This window comes from Saccharopolyspora sp. NPDC045839, assembly GCF_056431645.1.
The window spans coordinates 120,255-136,802 of sequence record NZ_JBWKKH010000017.1 but is presented as its reverse complement, the minus strand read 5'-3'; the positions used below and the strand labels follow the sequence as shown (position 1 = coordinate 136,802).

Genomic DNA, 16,548 nt, shown 5'->3' with positions numbered 1-16,548 from the left:
CCGGCTCGCCGGGCATCGCGGGTCCGCGGGCGGGACATTGACGAACGTGGAGGTGGTCATGGCCGGCGCGGCGCAGGTGCTGTTCCCCGAGTTGCGGAAGCCCGACGAGAAGGAAGCGTTGCGCTTCGGCGAGAAGGCGCTGACCTACCGGGAGCTGGCGGCGGTGGCCGCCGGGATCGCGGAGCGCGTCGGGACGGCGAAGCGGATCGCGGTCTGGGCGACGGCGTCGCCGGAGACCTGCGCGGCGGTCATCGGCGGGCTGAGCGCGGGCGTCGCGGTGGTGCCGATCAACCCGAAGGTGGGGGAGCGCGAGCTCGCGCACATCCTCGGCGACAGCCGGCCGGAACTGCTGTTCGCGCCGCCCGGTTTCCAGCGGCCGGAAGGCCTCGGCGACGTGCCGGTGCACGAGGTCGACCTGGACGTGCGCGGTGGGGAACTGCCGCCGGAAGCGGACGAGGACGACCCCGCGCTGATCGTCTACACCTCGGGCACCACCGGGCCGCCGAAGGGCGTCGTGCTGCCGCGCCGCGCGATCCGCGCCAACCTCGACGCGCTGGCGGAAGCCTGGGAGTGGACCGAGCGCGACGTGCTGGTGCACGCCCTGCCGCTGTTCCACGTGCACGGGCTGATCCTCGGCACGCTCGGCCCGGTCCGGCTGGGCGGCACCGTCCACCACCTGGGCAAGTTCTCGTCCGCCGCCGTGGCGGAGGAGCTCGCCGGGCCCGCGACGATGATGTTCGGCGTGCCGACCATGTACCACCGGCTGGCCGAGGACGCCGAGCGCGACCCGCAGATCGGGCGGTCGGTCGGCAAGGCCCGGCTGCTGGTCTCCGGTTCCGCGGCGCTGCCGGCGGTGGAGCACGAGCGCATCGAGCGGCTGACCGGCCAGCGGGTCGTGGAGCGCTACGGCATGAGCGAGACGATCATGAACTGCGGCGTGCGGGCCGACGGCGACCGGCGGCCCGGCTACGTGGGGCGCCCGTTCGCCGGGGTCGAGCTGAAGCTCGTCGACGAGCAGGGCGGCGAGATCACCGCCAGCGACGACGAGACCGTCGGCGAGATCCTGGTGCGCGGCTCGAACCTGTTCAGCGGCTACCTGAACCGGCCGGACGCCACCGAGGCGGCGTTCGCCGACGGCTGGTTCCGCACCGGCGACGTGGCCACCCGCGCGCCGGACGGCTACATCCGGATCGTCGGCCGCAAGGCCACCGACATCATCAAGAGCGGCGGCTACAAGATCGGCGCGGGCGAGATCGAGAACTGCCTGCTGGAGCACCCGGCGGTCGCCGAGGTCGCGGTCACCGGCGAGCCCGACGCGGACCTGGGCGAGCGGATCATCGCCTGGATCGTGCGCGCGCCCGGTCAGGAGCCCGCCGAGCAGGAGCTGGCCGACCACGTGGCCCGCCTGCTCACCCCGCACAAGCGGCCGCGCGAGGTGCGGTTCCTGGACGCGTTGCCGCGCAACGAGATGGGCAAGGTGCAGAAAAAGGCGCTGCAGCATGGCTGAGCACACCGCTGCTCGCGCGGTCGTCGAGTCGGTCAGCCGGGGGTTCGAGGAGTTCGAGCCCCCGGCCGGGCCGGCGGCCGGCGACGGCCCGCTGGGCTGGCCCGGCTACGACGAGCAGCGCGCCCGCGCGACCGCGCGGACCGGCTCGGAGGAGTCGGTCCTGTGCGGTCGCGGCTGGGTCGGGCAGCGGCAGGCGGTGCTCATCGCCTTCGACTTCGCCTACCTCGGCGGCTCGGTCGGGGAGGCGGCCGGGGCGCGCATCGTCGCGGCGTTCGAGCAGGCCCGGGAGCTGCGGGTGCCGGTGATCTCGCTGGTGGCCTCCGGTGGCAGCCGGATGCAGGAGGGGATCTGCGCCCTGCGCCAGCTGCAGGAGATCGCGCGGGCCTGCCTGCTGACCCGCCAGGACCGGATCCCGCACATCGCGGTGCTGCGCGACCCCACCACCGGCGGCATGTGGGTGGCGCTGGCGGCCGCGGCCGACGTCGTGCTGGCCTCGCCCGGCGCGGCGGTCGCCTTCGGCGGCAGCCGGGTGCGCGACGCGTCCGAAACCGGCGAGGCGTTCCACGCCGAGGGCAAGCTGGCCGACGGCCAGGTGGACCAGGTCGTCGACGACGCGGAGCTGCCTGCTGCGCTGGCGGACCTGGTGTCGCTGCTGCATCCGCAGCGTCTGGTGCGGCCGCCGGAACCGGCCCCGGTCCCGGCGTCGCTGGCCGGTGGCGAGCCGCCTGCCACGGGTTGGGAGGCCGTGCAGCGGGCGCGCTCGGCGGACCGGCCGCGCGCCGGGGCGTACCTGGACGCCTACTGCACCCGGCGCTTCGAGATCAGCGGCGACCGCGCCGGTGGCCGGGACAGTGGGATGATCTGCGGTTTCGGCGATCACGACGGGCGCACGGTCGCGTTCGCCGCCCAGACCGGCGCCGCGAACACCCCGGCCGGGTTCCGCACCGCGGCCCGGCTGATCCGGCTGGCAGACCAGCTCGGCGTCCCGGTGCTGACGCTGGTGGACACCCCGGGCGCGGCCAACGACGCGGCGGCCGAGCGCGGCGGCATCGGACCGGCCATCGCGGAGGTGTTCGCCGCGATCGCCGACGCCCGGGTGCCGGTGACCACGCTGGTCATCGGGGAGGGCGGTTCGGGTGGTGCGCTGGCGCTGGCCGCGCCGGAGCGGACCTGGATCACCTCGGACGCCTATTTCGCGGTCATCGCGCCCGAATCCAGCGCGGCCATCCTCAAGCGCGACCCGGCGGAGGTGCCGGACCTGGCCGACCACCTGCGGCTGCGCCCCCAGGACCTGCTGGACCTGGGCTTCGTCCAGGGCATCGCGCGGTGATGTCCACCGCGAACTCGCGGTGGACATCGGCTCGACTCCGCTACCCGCACCGCCATGCGGAACGAGTTCGGAAACAGCCCTACATGTGGGTGCCGCCGTCGATGCGCAGTTCGGTGCCGGTGACGAACGCACCGTCGTCGGAGGCCAGCATCGCCACCACGCCCGCGACCGTCTCCGGCCCAGCCATGCCCTGCCCGATGGCGGGCATGAGCTTCGCGAACAGGCTCATGTCGGCGTCCTCCGGCAGGCCCGGGCCGCGGCCGGTGGTCATGCCGCTGCTGATCGAGCCGGGTGCCACGGCGACCGCGCGCAGGCCCTGCTTGGCGTACTCGCCGGCCAGCACGTGGGTGAACGACTGGATGCCGCCCTTGGAGGCCGCGTAGGCCGCCATGTAGGGGTGCGTGAAGCTCGCCGAGGTCGAGCTGAAGTTGACCACGACACCGTGCCCGGACTCCAGCAGCGCGGGCAACGCCTCGCGGGTCATCAGGAACGTGCCGGTCAGGTTGACCGCCAGGATCGTGTTCCAGAACTCCAGCGTGGTCTCGTGCGTGTGCGCCGACCGCAGGATGCCGGCCGCGTTCACCAGCACGTCGAGCCCGCCGAGCGTCGACACGGCGTCGGCCACGCCCGCGCGCACGGCGCTCTCGTCGGCGACGTCCACGACGGCGGTGGTCAGCCGGTCGGCGGTGCCGTTCTCGGCGGCGGTGGCCGCGGTGGCCGCCAGGCCCTGCTCGTCGCGGTCGAACCCGACGACCCGGCCGCCCTCGGCGAGGATCCGGTGCGCGGTGGCCTGCCCGATGCCCGAACCGGCCCCGGTGATCAGGATGCGTCGTCCCTCGAAGCGCTCCATTGGGCTTCCCCTTCCCTCTTGCGCGGTATCGACACAACGTGTCTAGGTGGCACAACATGCCACATGGACACCTTATTCCTAAACTGGGGGAGTGAACCTCACCGAACGCCGAAAGGCCGCCACCCAGCTTGAAATCGCCCGTGCCGCCGCCGCGCTGTTCGCCGAGCGCGGCTCCGACGGCACGACAGCTGAGGCCATCGCCGATCGCGCCGGGGTGAGCCTTCGCACCTTCTACCGCTACTTCCGCACCAAGCAGGATTCCGTCGCGCCGTTGCTGGCGTTCGGCGCGGGTAGCTGGCAGGACCTGCTGGCGGCCGCGCCGCGCGACATCTCCCTGCCGGAGGCGTTGGAGCAGGCCGCCGCAAGCGCCCTGGCCGTCCGCGATGACGGGGACGTCGAGTCCTTCGAATGGACGCGGGGCCTGCTGCGCGCGGCCGCGGGCGATCCGGCGCTGCTGGCAGTGTGGGCGAGTGTCAACCAGGAGTCGGAGCAGCGGCTCGTGCCGCTGCTCGCCGACCGCGCCGGTGGTGCAGACGACCTGCAGGTCCGCTTGGCGGCCGCGGCGGCCACGACCGCCATCCGGGTGGCCGTCGAGGCGTGGGCGGCCGGTGATGCCCCGGCGGACGGCGCGGGGTCGCCGGCGGAGCTCGCCGTCCGCTGCATGCGCGAGCTCACTGCGGGTCTCGGCCGCTAGTTCGGCCGGGTTAGGCAGGGCGGCATTCGTGGTGCGGCGGATTGCGCTCGGTGATCAATGCCACCTCGATGGAGGGAAGATCCGAACACGTCCGTGTTCTAAACTCAGGCTCGCCTGACAAAGGTTAGGCTTGCCTGAGTTGACAGAAGGGCGCGATGAACCGGACGGGGATCGGCGGCAAGGTCGCCATCGTGACAGGCGCGGGCCAGGGCATCGGGGCGGCGGTGACCACCGCGCTCGCCGAGCTCGGCGCCGCGGTCGCGGCCGTGGACCGCAACGGCGAGCAGGCCGAAGCCGTGGCCGCCGAGCTGACCGGGCGCGGCCACGCGGTCTACGCCTACCGCGCCGACGTCGCAGACGCCGCCGCCGTCAACGACGTCGTGGACCGAGTCGAGCGTACGCACGGCCCCATCGATGTCCTCGCCAATGTCGCGGGAGTCCTGCAGGTCGGCACAGTGCAAGAGCTCACCGACGAGGACTGGCACCGCACCTTCGCGGTCAACACCACCGGGGTGTTCAACCTGTCCCGCGCGGTGTCCAAGCACATGATCGGCCGGCGGCGCGGCGCCATCGTCACGGTCAGCTCGAACGCCGCCGGCGTGCCCCGGCACGGGATGTCCGCCTACGCCGCCTCCAAGGCCGCGGCGACGCTGTTCACCAAGTCGCTCGGGCTGGAACTCGCCGAGTACGGCATCCGGTGCAACGTCGTCGCGCCCGGCTCCACCGACACCGAGATGCAGCGCGGGATGTGGGCCGACGAGCGCGGCGCCGAGCGCGTCATCGCCGGCTCTCCGGAGACGTTCAAGGCGGGCATCCCGCTGCGCAAGCTCGCCACCCCGCAAGACATCGCCGACGCAGTCGTCTTCCTGGCCTCCGACCAGGCCGGGCACATCACGATGCACGACCTGTACGTCGACGGCGGCGCGACACTGCGCGCCTGACCACGCCTGCCGCACACCCGGAAAGGTTGCCATGACCACGATGGACAGCGAAACCGACAGCATCGGCCTCGTCGCGGACGACGAGGCGACCCGATTGCTGGCGGCGTACGAGGCAGGCTCGTCGTTCGTCTTCTCCGCGCCGCACGGCGTGCTCTTAGCCCGCGGCGTGTCCGCGATCGTCCCCAAGACCCAGTGCGCGCGCGAGGAACTGCCTCGGCGGGTGGCCGATTTCCTCAACAGCGCAACGGAATTCGGCCGCCGCAACCCGATGGTGGTGGGTGCGGTGCCGTTCGGCGAGAACCTGCCTGCGCACCTCGTGCTGCCCGACGAAGTCGTCCGGGCCGCGCCGTTGAACGTCGTGGTGCCGCAGCCGCCGCGCAACGGCGCGCCGGACTGCTCCGTCCGCCCAGTGCCCGCGCCCGCCGAGTACGAGCGCGGCGTCAGCCGGGTGCTGCGACGGCTGGAAGACGGCGAGCTGAGCAAGGTCGTCCTCGCGCGTTCCCTGGAGCTGACCGCCGCCGAGCCGATCGACGTCCGCGGCGTGCTGCGCAGCCTCGCGCTCGCGGACCCGGCCAGCTACACCTTCGCGGTGGATCTGCCGCGGCACGGCGAGGACGGCACCCGCGACAGCTTCGGTGCGCCGCCGCCGCTGCGGCGCACCTTCCTCGGCGCCAGCCCGGAACTGCTGGTCTCCCGCCGCGGCATGCGGGTCCGGTCGAACCCGATGGCCGGTTCGCGGCCGCGCAGCACCGACCCGGTCGAGGACCGGCGCCGCGCAGCCGAACTGTCCACTTCGGACAAGGATCACCGCGAGCACGCCGCCGTCGTCGACGCGGTCGTGCAGGCGCTGCGCCCGTTCTGCCGCGACCTGCAGGTCCCCGCGCCGTCGGTGATCAGCACCGCCGCCATGTGGCACCTGGCAACCGAGATCACCGGCGAGCTCCGCGACCCGGCCACCTCCTCGCTGGAACTGGCCGACGCGCTGCACCCCACGCCCGCGGTCTGCGGCACCCCGCTGCAGCGCGCCCGCGACGTCATCGCCGAGACCGAACCGTTCGAGCGCGGCTACTACGCGGGCATGGTCGGCTGGTGCGACGCCGCGGGTGACGGCGAGTGGGTGGTCGCCATCCGTTGCGCCGACATCGAGGACGATTCGATGCGGTTGTACGCGGGCGCGGGCATCGTCGCGGGTTCCGACCCGGCCGACGAACTCGCCGAGACGTCCGCGAAGTTCCGCACCGCACTGTCCGCGATGGGCCTGGACCAGGCCTTCTGAGGGGGAGAACATGACCGCATCGCTACCCGGCTGCCCAACCTGGCCGGCCGAGTTCGCGCAGCGCTACCGGGCCGCGGGCTACTGGCGCGGCTACACCTTCGGACAGCTGCTGCGCGAACGCGCCGCCGAACACCCCGACCGCACCGCGGTCGTCGACGGCGACCGCCGCGTCTCCTACCGGGACCTCGACGTCCGCGCCGACCGGCTCGCGGCCGGGCTCCGCGAGCTCGGCGTCGGCGCGGGTGACCGGGTCGTGGTGCAGCTGCCGAACATCGCCGAGTTCTTCGACGTGTGCTTCGCGCTGTTCCGGCTCGGCGCGATCCCGGTGTTCGCGCTGCCCTCGCACCGGCTGACCGAGATCTCCTACTTCTGCGAGTTCAGCGAGGCCACCGCCTACATCACCGTCGACGTCGAGGCCGGGTTCGACCACCGGAAGCTGGCGGCCGAGGTCGTCGCGAAGATCCCCGGGCTGCAGGTGCTGATCGCGGGTGAGCCGGGCGAGTTCCGGGCGCTGTCCGATGTGGACGCCGAACCCGCGGAGCCGGCCGGCCCGGAGCCCGGCGACATCGCCTTCCTGCAGCTCTCCGGCGGCAGCACCGGCGTGCCGAAGCTGATCCCGCGCACCCACGACGACTACATCTACTCCTTCCGCGCCAGCAACGAGATCTGCGGCGTCACCGCCGGCACGGTCTACCTCGGGGCGCTGCCGATCGCGCACAACTTCCCGATGAGCTCGCCCGGCACCTTCGGCGTGCTGCACGCCGGCGGCACCGTCGTGCTGGCCCGGCGGCCCAGCCCGGACGAGGTGTTCCCGCTGATCGAGCGCGAACGCGTCACGCTCCTCGCGGCCGTGCCGCCGCTGGCGCTGGTGTGGCTGGACGCCGCCGCGAACACCGAGCACGACCTGTCCAGCCTGGAAGTGCTGCAGGTGGGCGGCGCCAAGTGCAGCGAAGAGGTCGCGCGGCGGGTGCGGCCGGTGCTCGGCGCCACGCTGCAGCAGGTGTTCGGCATGGCCGAGGGCCTGGTCAACTACACCCGCCTCGACGACCCAGAGGACGTCGTCCTCGGCACGCAGGGCCGCCCGATCTCGCCGGACGACGAGGTGCTCGTCGTCGACGACGAGGACAACCCGGTGGCACCGGGCGAAACCGGGCACCTGCTCACCCGGGGGCCCTACACCATCCGCGGCTACTACCGGGCCGAGGAGCACAACGCCCGGGCGTTCACCGCGGACGGCTTCTACCGCACCGGCGACGTCGTCCGGCTCACGCCGGCGGGCAACGTCGTCGTCGAAGGCCGCGCGAAGGACCAGATCAACCGCGGCGGCGAGAAGATCGCCGCCGAGGAGGTGGAGAACCACCTGCTGGCGCACCCGGCGGTGCACGACGCCGCGGTGGTGTCGATGCCCGACGACTACCTCGGCGAGCGCAGCTGCGCGTTCGTCGTGCCGCGCGGCACCCCACCGAAGGCGCGGGAGCTGATCAAGTTCGTGCGCGAACGCGGCCTGGCCGCGTACAAGGTGCCGGACCGGGTCGAGTTCGTCGAGCAGTTCCCGCAGACCGGGGTCGGCAAGGTCAGCAAGCGCGACCTGCGGGAGGCGATCTCCCGCGAGCTGGTCCCGGAGCTGCGGAACCGGACGTGAGCCGAGCGCCCGCAAACCACGACAGACAGGGAGGACCGGTGGCACTTCCGGCCATCGCACCGTACCGCGTGCCGCAGCAGGACGAGCTGCCCGAGAACCGGGTGGCCTGGCGGCCCGAGCCGGATCGCGCGGTGCTGCTGATCCACGACATGGAACGGCACTTCGTCAACGCCTATCCGCGCAACAGCGAACCGCTCGACCAGGTGGTGCCGAACATCCGCATGCTGCGCGAGCGCGCCCGTGCGGCCGGCGTGCCGGTGGTGTACTGCGCGCAGCCCGGCGGCCAGACGCCGGAACAGCGCGGGCTGCAGCTGGAGTGGTGGGGCCCGGGCGTCGCCGATCCGACGCAGGAGGCGATCATCGACGAGCTGGCGCCCGGCGCCGGCGACGTGCAGCTGACCAAGTGGCGCTACAGCGCGTTCCAGCGCACCGAGCTCCGCGAGCTGCTGCGGGACTGGAACCGCGACCAGCTGATCATCACCGGCATCTACGCGCACATCGGGTGCCTGATGACGGCGGCCGAGGCCTTCCAGCAGGACGTCCAGGCGTTCCTGGCCGCCGACGCGGTCGCGGACTTCTCGCTGGCGGAGCACCGGATGGCGCTGGACTACGCCGCCAAGCGTTGTGCCGTGGTGGACACTTCGCGAGGGCTGGCGCGCTCGCTGGTACTGCACGAGTCCGAAGTGGCCTGACGAGTTTTCGGGGAGAACGTGGGAATGTCGCAGAAGTTGACGCTGGCAGACGTGCGGGCGCAGGTCGCCGAGCTGCTGTACGAGGACCCGGCGGAGCTCACCGACGAGGAGAACCTCATCGACTGGGGTCTGGACTCGGTGCGGATCATGACGTTGGTGGAGAACTGGCGCCGCCTCGGCGTCCAGATCACCTTCGCCGACCTCGCCGAACGCCCGACCCTGGCGGAGTGGTGGGCGGTCCTGGAACCCAGGCTCCCGGCAGGGGAGTGACGAACGAGGGATGCCTTCCGGTGGTAGGCGTCCCTCGTGCGGTCGAACGATCAGAGGATGTTCTGGAAGCGTCGCAGTCGGGCGTGGAAGGGCGGGCTTTGTCCTTTGAAGCGGCGTAGCCGCTTAGCCCGCCTACGCAACTAGCACCGCCGCGGGTTCTCAGACGTCGCCTGGCGAGGACAGCCCCGACGCCGCGTATCGGACATACACAAGTCGGGGATCCCACAGCCAGGCGGCGTCTGTAACTCCCGCAGGGGGGCCGCTACCCGCACCGCCACGCAGAACGAGCCTGGAAACGGCCTCTCAGTCCTGCCAGGGGACTTGTGGGGAGCGGTAGTAGTCGATGCCGGATGCCGCCATGCGCGGGCCGTGGGTGGCCAGGCGCTGGCGGAAGGACTCCCAGTCCTGGGCGGACTTGGGCGACCAGCCGAGTTCGGCGATGGCAGGCAGCCGCGGGAAGGCCATGAACTCGATGTGATCGGAGTTCTCCAGGGTCTCCGACCACAGCGGGGCCTCCACGCCGAGGATCGACTCCTCGGGCACGCCCTTGAGGTAGCTGCCCGGATCCCAGCCGTAGGCGTCGGCGACCTCGATGTAGCCGGCCCAGTGCAGGCCCAGCTCGGTGTTCTCGTCGTACTTGTGGTCCAGGTAGGACAGGTTCGCCGGCGACGCCAGGATCTTGTTGCCGCGGGCGACCGCCTCGTCGAGCAGCGGATCGGTGTCGGTGGTGCCCCAGTACTGCAGCACCGCGTCGCCCTCGGGCGCGCCCTTGCCGTACTCGTGCCAGCCCAGCGCGGTCTTGCCGTACTTGGCGGGCAGCGGGATCACCCGCTCGAAGAACTGCTTGTAGTCCTCGTCGGTGGTCGAGTGCGCCTCGTCGCCGCCGATGTGCAGGTACGGGCCGGGGGTGATCGCCGCGAGCTCGCGGATGACGTCCTCGACGAACCGGTAGGTGATGTCCTTGTCCACGCAGAGCGAGCTGAAGCCCACCTCGATGCCGGTGTACAGCGGCGGCGCGACGCCGTCGCAGTTGAGCTCGGCGTAGGAGGCCAGCGCGGCGTTGGTGTGCCCGGGCATGTCGATCTCGGGCACGACGGTGATGTGCCGGGACGCCGCGTACTCGACGATCTCCGCGTAGTCCTCCTGCGTGTAGTAGCCGCCCGGGCCGCCGCCGACCTCGGTGCTGCCGCCGTGCTCGGTCAGCCGCGGCCAGCTGTTGATCTGGATCCGCCAGCCCTGGTCGTCGGTCAGGTGCAGGTGCAGCCGGTTGATCTTGTAGCGGGCGACCTGGTCGATGTAGAGCTTGACCTGCTCCACGGTGAAGAAGTGCCGGGCGACGTCGAGCATCGTGGCCCGGTGCTCGAACCTCGGCTTGTCGACGATCTCGCCGCCGGGCACGGTCCACGGCCCGGACTGCTCGGTCGGGTTCTCGATCGCGGCGGGCAGCAGCTGCCGGAGCGTCTGCACGCCGTTGAACAGGCCTTCGGGGCTGCTCGCGTGGAGGCCGATGCCGTCGTCGGCCACCTGCAGGCGGTACCCGGCCGGGCCGAGCTCGGGGGGTCCGTCCAGCGCCAGCGAGATCCCGCCGGAACCCTCGTTGACCGGGACCGGGAAACCGGTGGCCGGGCGCAGGACCCCGGCCAGGTACTCGCCGACCTCGGCGGCGTCGCCGGCGGCCTCGATCGAGGTCTGCTCGGTGAGTTCGAAGGTGGTGCCGGGGTCCGGCTGCACCGACTCGGGTGCGGGGATGATGTTCTCCATCGCGGTGTTCTCCTCGGCTGGTGCGCCGCCGGCGGGAGCTACGAGCCCACCGGTGAGCAGCGCACCCGCCACGACGGCGAGCGCTGCTTTGCGCACCGTCGGTAGGGGCGGTCTGGTCATGTGCCTCGCTCCATGATCGGGGAACGGCCCCATAAAGGTATAGACCATATTTGGAAGCGGCAGCCTCCAACTGGGCGTATCGGGCATGTCGAACGGCCCGCCTCAACGAGCCCGGGTGAGCACCGCACCGATGGACGCCGCGGTGACGCAACCGAGCGCGACGACCTGGGACGGGGTCAGCAGCTCGGCCAGCAGCAGCAGGCCCGCCGCGGCGCCGGCCGCGGGCTCCAGGCTCTGCAGCACGCCGACGACCCTGGGCGGAATCCGGCGCAGCGCGGCCATTTCCAGCGAATAGGGCACGACCGCCGACAGCACGGCGATCCCCAGCCCGGCCAGCAGAACGGCAGGGGAGAGCAGCGCCGTCCCGGACTCGGCGATCCCGAACGGCAGCGCGATGACGGCGGCGCACGCGACGGCCAGCGCCAGCGGCGAGCCGTCGCTGCTGAGCCCGCCGGCGCGATGGCTCAGCAGGAGGTAGCAGCCCATGCCGGCCGCCGACACCAGGGCGAGAGCGACGCCGATGGCCGGTAGCGGAGCGCCGATCGGGCCGCAGAACAGGAAAACACCCACCGCCGCCAGCGCGGCCCACAGCACGTCGCGCGGCCGCCGGGAGCCCAGGAGCGCTACGGAGAGCGGGCCGAGCAGCTGAAGCGTGCTGGCGACTCCCACCGGGAGGTGCGGCAGCGCGAGGTAGATCACGTTCATCGCCGCGATCGCCGCGCCGAACGCGATGATCAGTCCCCGCGAGCGCCAATCCGGCGGGATCTGCGGGCGCCACAGGACCAGCAGCACCGCGGCCGCCAGCGACAGCCGCAACGCCGCGACGCCGAGCGGCCCTGCGGCGGAGATCAGCTGCTTCCCGAAGGCCTGTCCGAACTGAACGCTGACCACAGCCCCCAGCACGAACAGGAACGGCGATGCGCCGGTAGCGGAGCGCTGCGGCGGGGTCGAAGTGTTCACGGCTGAAGCCTGGGGCTCACCGCCCGTTCAGGTCCATCTCGCTTTTCTGCCGCGCATTGTGAAGAATCACCTACATGATCGACCTGCGCCGGCTCCAGGTCCTCCGGGTGCTCCGGGAGGAGGGCACGGTGACCGCGACCGCGCGGGCGCTCTACCTGACGCCCTCGGCCGTCTCGCAACAACTCCGGTTGCTGTCCCGCGAGATCGGTGCCGAGCTGCTGCAGCCCGAAGGCCGCCGGGTCCGGCTCACGCCCGCCGCGCACATCGTCCTGGAGCACGCCGACGCGATCGCGGCCGAATGGGAGCAGACCCGCGCCGACCTGGCCGCGCATTCCGGCGGCGCGGTCGGACAGGTCCGGGTGGGCGGCTTCGCGACCAGCTTCGGCTCGCTGCTGGCGCCCGCCGCCGCCAGGCTCCGCGCCTCGCACCCGCGGCTGGAGGTGCGGCTGCGGGAGACCGACATCGACGACAGCCTGCGGCTGCTGCTGGCCGAGCAGGCGGACATCGCGATCCTGCCCGTCCCGGGCAGCCCGCCGCTGGACGATCCGCGCTTCGACCAGCGGCTACTGCTAGACGACCCGCAGGACCTTGTGGTGCCCGCGGCGCACGGGTTCGCCGAGCGCGACTCCGTGCCGTTGGCCGAGACCGCGCACGAGACCTGGATCGCGCCGCACCACGACCAGTTCCAGCTGATCGAGGTCGCGTGCGCGGCGGCAGGCTTCGCCCCGCGGGTGGCGCACGAGGCGGCGGAGTGGAACTCGGTGCTGACCCTGGTGTCGCACGGGCTCGGCATCTGCCTGCTGCCCAGGCTCGCCACCGTCTCACCAGACCACCACGTGGTGCGAATCCCGTTGCGGGACAAGCCGGTGCCGTCGCGCAGCGTCCTCACCTGCGTGCGCCGGGGCAGCCGCGCCCAACCCGCGATCGCCGCCGTCCTCCGAGCGCTGGAGGAGGTCGCGCGGAACCGGCGGAGCGGGTGAGGCGTCGCGCCTACCTCTCGCCGCGCAGCGCGGGCCGCAGCTTGTCCAGCACCGCCGGGTCCTCGATGGTGGAGGGCACCCTGGTGTCACCGGTGTCGGCGATCTCGCGCATCGACTTCCGCAGGATCTTCCCGGAACGCGTCTTGGGCAGCCCGTCCACCACCGACACGTCGCGGAACGCCGCCACCGGCCCGATCTGCGCCCGCACCGCCGCGACCAGCTCGTCCCGCAGCGCCTCCTCGGAGATGTCCACACCGGACTTCAGCACCACGAACCCGCGCGGGACCTGGCCCTTCAGCGAATCGCGCACGCCGATCACCGCGCACTCGGCGACCGCCGGGTGCGCCGCGAGCACCGCCTCCATCGAGCCGGTCGACAGCCGGTGCCCGGCGACGTTGATCACGTCGTCGGTGCGGCCCATCACGAACACGTAGCCGTCGGCGTCGACGTAGCCGTTGTCGCCGGTGAGGTAGTAGCCGGGGTAGCGCGACAGGTACGACTCGCGGAACCGCTCGTCGTCGCCCCACAGCGTCGGCAGCGTGCCCGGCGGCAGCGGCAGCTTCAGGCAGATCGCGCCGTCGGTCTCCGGCGGCAGCGGGTTCCCGGCCTGGTCCAGCACCGCCACGTCGTAGCCGGGCACCGGCACGGTCGGCGAACCCGGCTTGACCGGCATCGGCTCCAGCCCGCGCAGGTTCGCGCAGATCGGCCAGCCCGTCTCGGTCTGCCACCAGTGGTCGATCACCGGCACGCCGAGCTTCTCCGACGCCCAGTGGTAGGTCTCCGGGTCCAGCCGCTCGCCGGCCAGGAACAGCGCCTGCAGGCCCGAGATGTCGTGGCCGGCCAGCAGCTCGGCGTTCGGGTCCACCCGCTTGATCGCCCGGAACGCGGTCGGCGCGGTGAACAGCGCCTTGACCCGGTGCTCGGCGATGACCCGCCAGAACGCGCCCGCATCCGGCGTGCCCACCGGCTTGCCCTCGTAGACCACGGTGGTCGCCCCGGTCAGCAGCGGCGCGTAGACGATGTAGGAGTGGCCGACCACCCAGCCGACGTCCGAGGCGGTCCAGAAGACGTCGCCCGGCCCGATGTCGTAGATGTTGGCCATCGACCAGCGCAGCGCGACCGCGTGCCCGCCGTTGTCGCGCACCACGCCCTTCGGCCGCCCGGTGGTGCCCGAGGTGTAGAGGACGTACAGCGGATCGGTGGCCTTCACCGGCACGCAGTCGGCCGGTTCGGCCTGCGCCAGCGCATCGTGCCAGTCCACGTCGCGCGGCCCGAGCTCCGCGCGGGCCTGCTCGCGCTGGAACACGATCACCCGCTTCGGCTGGTGCTCGGTCGCCCGCAGCGCCTCGTCGACGATCGGCTTGTACTCGACGATCCGGTTCGGCTCCAGGCCGCACGACGCGGCGACGATCACCGTCGGCCGGGCGTCGTCGATGCGCGCCGCCAGCTCCTTGGGCGCGAAGCCGCCGAAGACCACCGAATGCACCGCGCCGATGCGCGCGCAGGCCAGCATCGCGACGACGGCCTCGGAGATCATCGGCATGTAGATCACGACCCGGTCGCCCGGCTCGGCGCCCTGCGCCCGCAACGCCCCGGCGAACAGCGCCACCCGGTCCAGCAGCTCCCGGTACGTCCAGCGGCGCACCTCGCCGGTCATCGCCGAATCCCAGATCAGCGCCTGCTGATCGCCGCGCCCGTCGCGGACGTGCCGGTCCAGCGCGTTGAAGCAGGTGTTGAGCTCGCCGTCGGGGAACCACCGGAAGAACGGGTCCGCGGTGGCGTCCAGGGCCCGCGACGGTGCCCGCTCCCACTCGATCGCGGCCGCCGCGTCGAGCCAGAAGCCCTCCGGATCGGCCGAACTCCGCCGGTAGGCCTCAGCATAGGCACCCATGACCACGTTCCTCCTGCATCCACCCCGATGTCGCCTGTCGTCCTACCGCACAACGCGGCGTAGCGCCAGGGTCACCGGTAGCTATGCGCGAAACGCTTTTGTCACAACCGAAACACGGCCGATCGGACGAACGGCCGCGCGGACTTCGGCCGCGCTGAGCGCCGCCCGGACACCCGGGTGCAACTCGGCGACACAACGTGTCCGTTTGGCGCTGGACGGGCAGATCGGCGCGACAGAGCGTGCTCGTCCGAACACAATCAAGCCGAAGTCGATGATCGGGCTAACACCACGGCGCATCGCGCCGACAACCGAATCGGAGGTGCTACAACGATGAGCACGGAACCGGCCTTGTCCGCACAGGCATCCGCCGCCCAGACCGCCGCTGCCCCTCGGGTCGAACCCGGCTGCGGCCCCGCGACCACCGAACTGCCCACCGCGCCGTGCAGCGTGGTGTGGAGCGGTGGCCATTCCTACGTCCTCGAGGGCTCCACCGGGGCCCGCTGGGCGGGCGTCGACGACCGCGGCAGGGCCCGGTTCCTCACCGATGCGGACCTCCGCCGCCGCGGCTGGAGCCGCACCAGGGCGTAGCGCGCCCGGTGGCCGACGGCTCCCGCCGTGGAGCAGCCCGATCGACCGGCTTCGCGGGAGCCCGGCCGCCAAGTGTGTTGTGCGAGGAATGTGAGACCCTGATCTGGTCGGGATGCACAAGTTGCGTCCGAAGCGGGGGCAGGACGCACAACCATTCAGGGGAGGCTCGTGGTGCAGGATGCTGAGCGCACCACGGAAGACACCACGAGCGGGGATCGCGGGATGAATCCCGATCCGGCTGGGCAGGGCCCCGCGGCGGAGCGCCCCGATCCGGGCATGGCCCGGATACGGGAGGCCGCCGCCGGCGTGTGGGCCGATCCATGGTGGACACTTCCGAACCTGCTCAGCGTGATCCGGCTGGCCGGCGTGGCGGTGTTCCTCTGGCTGCTGCTGGGCCCGAAGGCCGACCTGCTCGCCCTGCTGGTGCTGGTGATCAGCGGCATCACCGACTGGCTCGACGGCAAGCTCGCCCGCTGGCTCAACCAGTACAGCCGCATCGGCGAGCTCCTCGACCCGGCCGCCGACCGCCTCTACATAGTCGCGACCCTGGTGGCCTTCGTGCTGCGCGACGTGGTGCCCTGGTGGGTCGCCGCCGCGCTGGTCATCCGCGACGTGGTGCTGACGCTCTGCCTGCCGGTGCTGCGCTGGCACGGCTACGAACCACCGGACGTGCACTACCTCGGCAAGGCCGCGACGTTCTGCCTGATGTACGCGTTCCCGCTGTTGCTGCTGGTGCAGGAGGACTTCCCGCTGTCCGAAGTGGTCCGACCGATCGCCTACGCCTTCACCTGCTGGGGCGGCGCGCTCTACCTGTGGGCCGGCATCCTCTACCTCGGCCAGGTGATGGCGGCGGTCCGCCAGGCCCGCGCCAGACCGGCCTGAGCGCCGTCCGGACGTCCCGCGTGCAGGGCGCCGTCTGCCGAGCCGATCGGCGGGCGGCGCCCTTTCGCGTCGCGCGCTGGAGGGTCGCCTTGCGGCCCGCGCCGCGTGGTGAATACGCTCGCCGAGCCGATCACGCGAAACTCCGTGACCGGTGATCCACAGCA

The 16,548-nt window shown here is 72.1% G+C and carries 15 protein-coding genes; 11 read left to right on the top strand and 4 right to left on the bottom strand.

Features of this window, described 5'->3' with window-relative positions:
• Positions 1–58 precede the first annotated feature (58 nt).
• Both AC07EQ_RS23745 and AC07EQ_RS23740 read left to right on the top strand, forming a co-directional pair.
• Positions 59–1,507: an acyl-CoA synthetase gene (locus AC07EQ_RS23745; RefSeq protein ID WP_478390136.1), complete on the top strand. Its 1,449-nt coding sequence runs from the start codon at positions 59–61 to the stop codon at positions 1,505–1,507.
• A complete protein-coding gene (locus AC07EQ_RS23740) occupies positions 1,500–2,837 on the top strand; it encodes a carboxyl transferase domain-containing protein (protein ID WP_478390093.1) in 1,338 nt (445 codons plus the stop codon). The genes AC07EQ_RS23745 and AC07EQ_RS23740 overlap by 8 nt, the downstream gene beginning before the upstream one ends.
• A gap of 79 nt (positions 2,838–2,916) precedes the next feature.
• Here the strand turns inward: AC07EQ_RS23740 and AC07EQ_RS23735 are convergent, their stop codons facing one another.
• Positions 2,917–3,687: an SDR family NAD(P)-dependent oxidoreductase gene (locus AC07EQ_RS23735; RefSeq protein ID WP_478390092.1), complete on the bottom strand. Its 771-nt coding sequence runs from the start codon at positions 3,685–3,687 to the stop codon at positions 2,917–2,919.
• 91 nt (positions 3,688–3,778) lie between these two features.
• Between AC07EQ_RS23735 and AC07EQ_RS23730 the strand changes: the two genes are divergently transcribed.
• The 6 genes from AC07EQ_RS23730 (at position 3,779) to AC07EQ_RS23705 (ending at position 9,202) form a co-directional block, all read left to right on the top strand.
• Positions 3,779–4,381 (top strand): TetR family transcriptional regulator, encoded by a 603-nt coding sequence (locus AC07EQ_RS23730; protein WP_478390091.1) that lies wholly within the window; start codon positions 3,779–3,781, stop codon positions 4,379–4,381.
• A 155-nt stretch (positions 4,382–4,536) separates the two neighbouring features.
• Positions 4,537–5,322: a 2,3-dihydro-2,3-dihydroxybenzoate dehydrogenase gene (locus tag AC07EQ_RS23725; RefSeq protein WP_478390090.1), complete on the top strand. Its 786-nt coding sequence runs from the start codon at positions 4,537–4,539 to the stop codon at positions 5,320–5,322.
• Positions 5,323–5,353: 31 nt separating this feature from the next.
• Positions 5,354–6,598, top strand: coding sequence for an isochorismate synthase DhbC (dhbC, locus tag AC07EQ_RS23720; RefSeq protein ID WP_478390089.1), 1,245 nt, complete (start codon positions 5,354–5,356; stop codon positions 6,596–6,598).
• Positions 6,599–6,608: 10 nt separating this feature from the next.
• Positions 6,609–8,240 (top strand): (2,3-dihydroxybenzoyl)adenylate synthase, encoded by a 1,632-nt coding sequence (locus tag AC07EQ_RS23715; protein ID WP_478390088.1) that lies wholly within the window; start codon positions 6,609–6,611, stop codon positions 8,238–8,240.
• Positions 8,241–8,278: 38 nt separating this feature from the next.
• Positions 8,279–8,932: an isochorismatase family protein gene (locus AC07EQ_RS23710; RefSeq protein ID WP_452614042.1), complete on the top strand. Its 654-nt coding sequence runs from the start codon at positions 8,279–8,281 to the stop codon at positions 8,930–8,932.
• Between the two features lie 24 nt (positions 8,933–8,956).
• Positions 8,957–9,202: a phosphopantetheine-binding protein gene (locus AC07EQ_RS23705; RefSeq protein WP_478390087.1), complete on the top strand. Its 246-nt coding sequence runs from the start codon at positions 8,957–8,959 to the stop codon at positions 9,200–9,202.
• 303 nt (positions 9,203–9,505) lie between these two features.
• Here AC07EQ_RS23705 and AC07EQ_RS23700 read toward each other — a convergent pair whose 3' ends face one another.
• Complete coding sequence (locus tag AC07EQ_RS23700; protein ID WP_478390086.1) at positions 9,506–11,083, bottom strand: beta-N-acetylhexosaminidase; 1,578 nt, start codon at positions 11,081–11,083, stop codon at positions 9,506–9,508.
• 102 nt (positions 11,084–11,185) lie between these two features.
• On the bottom strand, positions 11,186–12,043 hold the full coding sequence (locus AC07EQ_RS23695; protein ID WP_478390085.1) for an EamA family transporter: 858 nt from the start codon (positions 12,041–12,043) through the stop codon (positions 11,186–11,188).
• A gap of 74 nt (positions 12,044–12,117) precedes the next feature.
• Here AC07EQ_RS23695 and AC07EQ_RS23690 point away from each other — a divergent pair, with 74 nt between their 5' ends.
• On the top strand, positions 12,118–13,023 hold the full coding sequence (locus AC07EQ_RS23690; RefSeq protein ID WP_478390084.1) for a LysR family transcriptional regulator: 906 nt from the start codon (positions 12,118–12,120) through the stop codon (positions 13,021–13,023).
• A 10-nt stretch (positions 13,024–13,033) separates the two neighbouring features.
• On the opposite strand, the gene AC07EQ_RS23685 is transcribed toward AC07EQ_RS23690, so the two are convergent.
• Positions 13,034–14,914, bottom strand: a complete 1,881-nt coding sequence (locus AC07EQ_RS23685) for a propionyl-CoA synthetase (RefSeq protein WP_478390083.1) — start codon at positions 14,912–14,914, stop codon at positions 13,034–13,036.
• Positions 14,915–15,244: 330 nt separating this feature from the next.
• Here AC07EQ_RS23685 and AC07EQ_RS23680 point away from each other — a divergent pair, with 330 nt between their 5' ends.
• On the top strand, positions 15,245–15,502 hold the full coding sequence (locus tag AC07EQ_RS23680; protein WP_478390082.1) for a hypothetical protein: 258 nt from the start codon (positions 15,245–15,247) through the stop codon (positions 15,500–15,502).
• A 168-nt stretch (positions 15,503–15,670) separates the two neighbouring features.
• Positions 15,671–16,384, top strand: coding sequence for a cardiolipin synthase ClsA (gene clsA, locus AC07EQ_RS23675; RefSeq protein ID WP_207954305.1), 714 nt, complete (start codon positions 15,671–15,673; stop codon positions 16,382–16,384).
• The last annotated feature ends 164 nt before the right edge of the window (positions 16,385–16,548 follow it).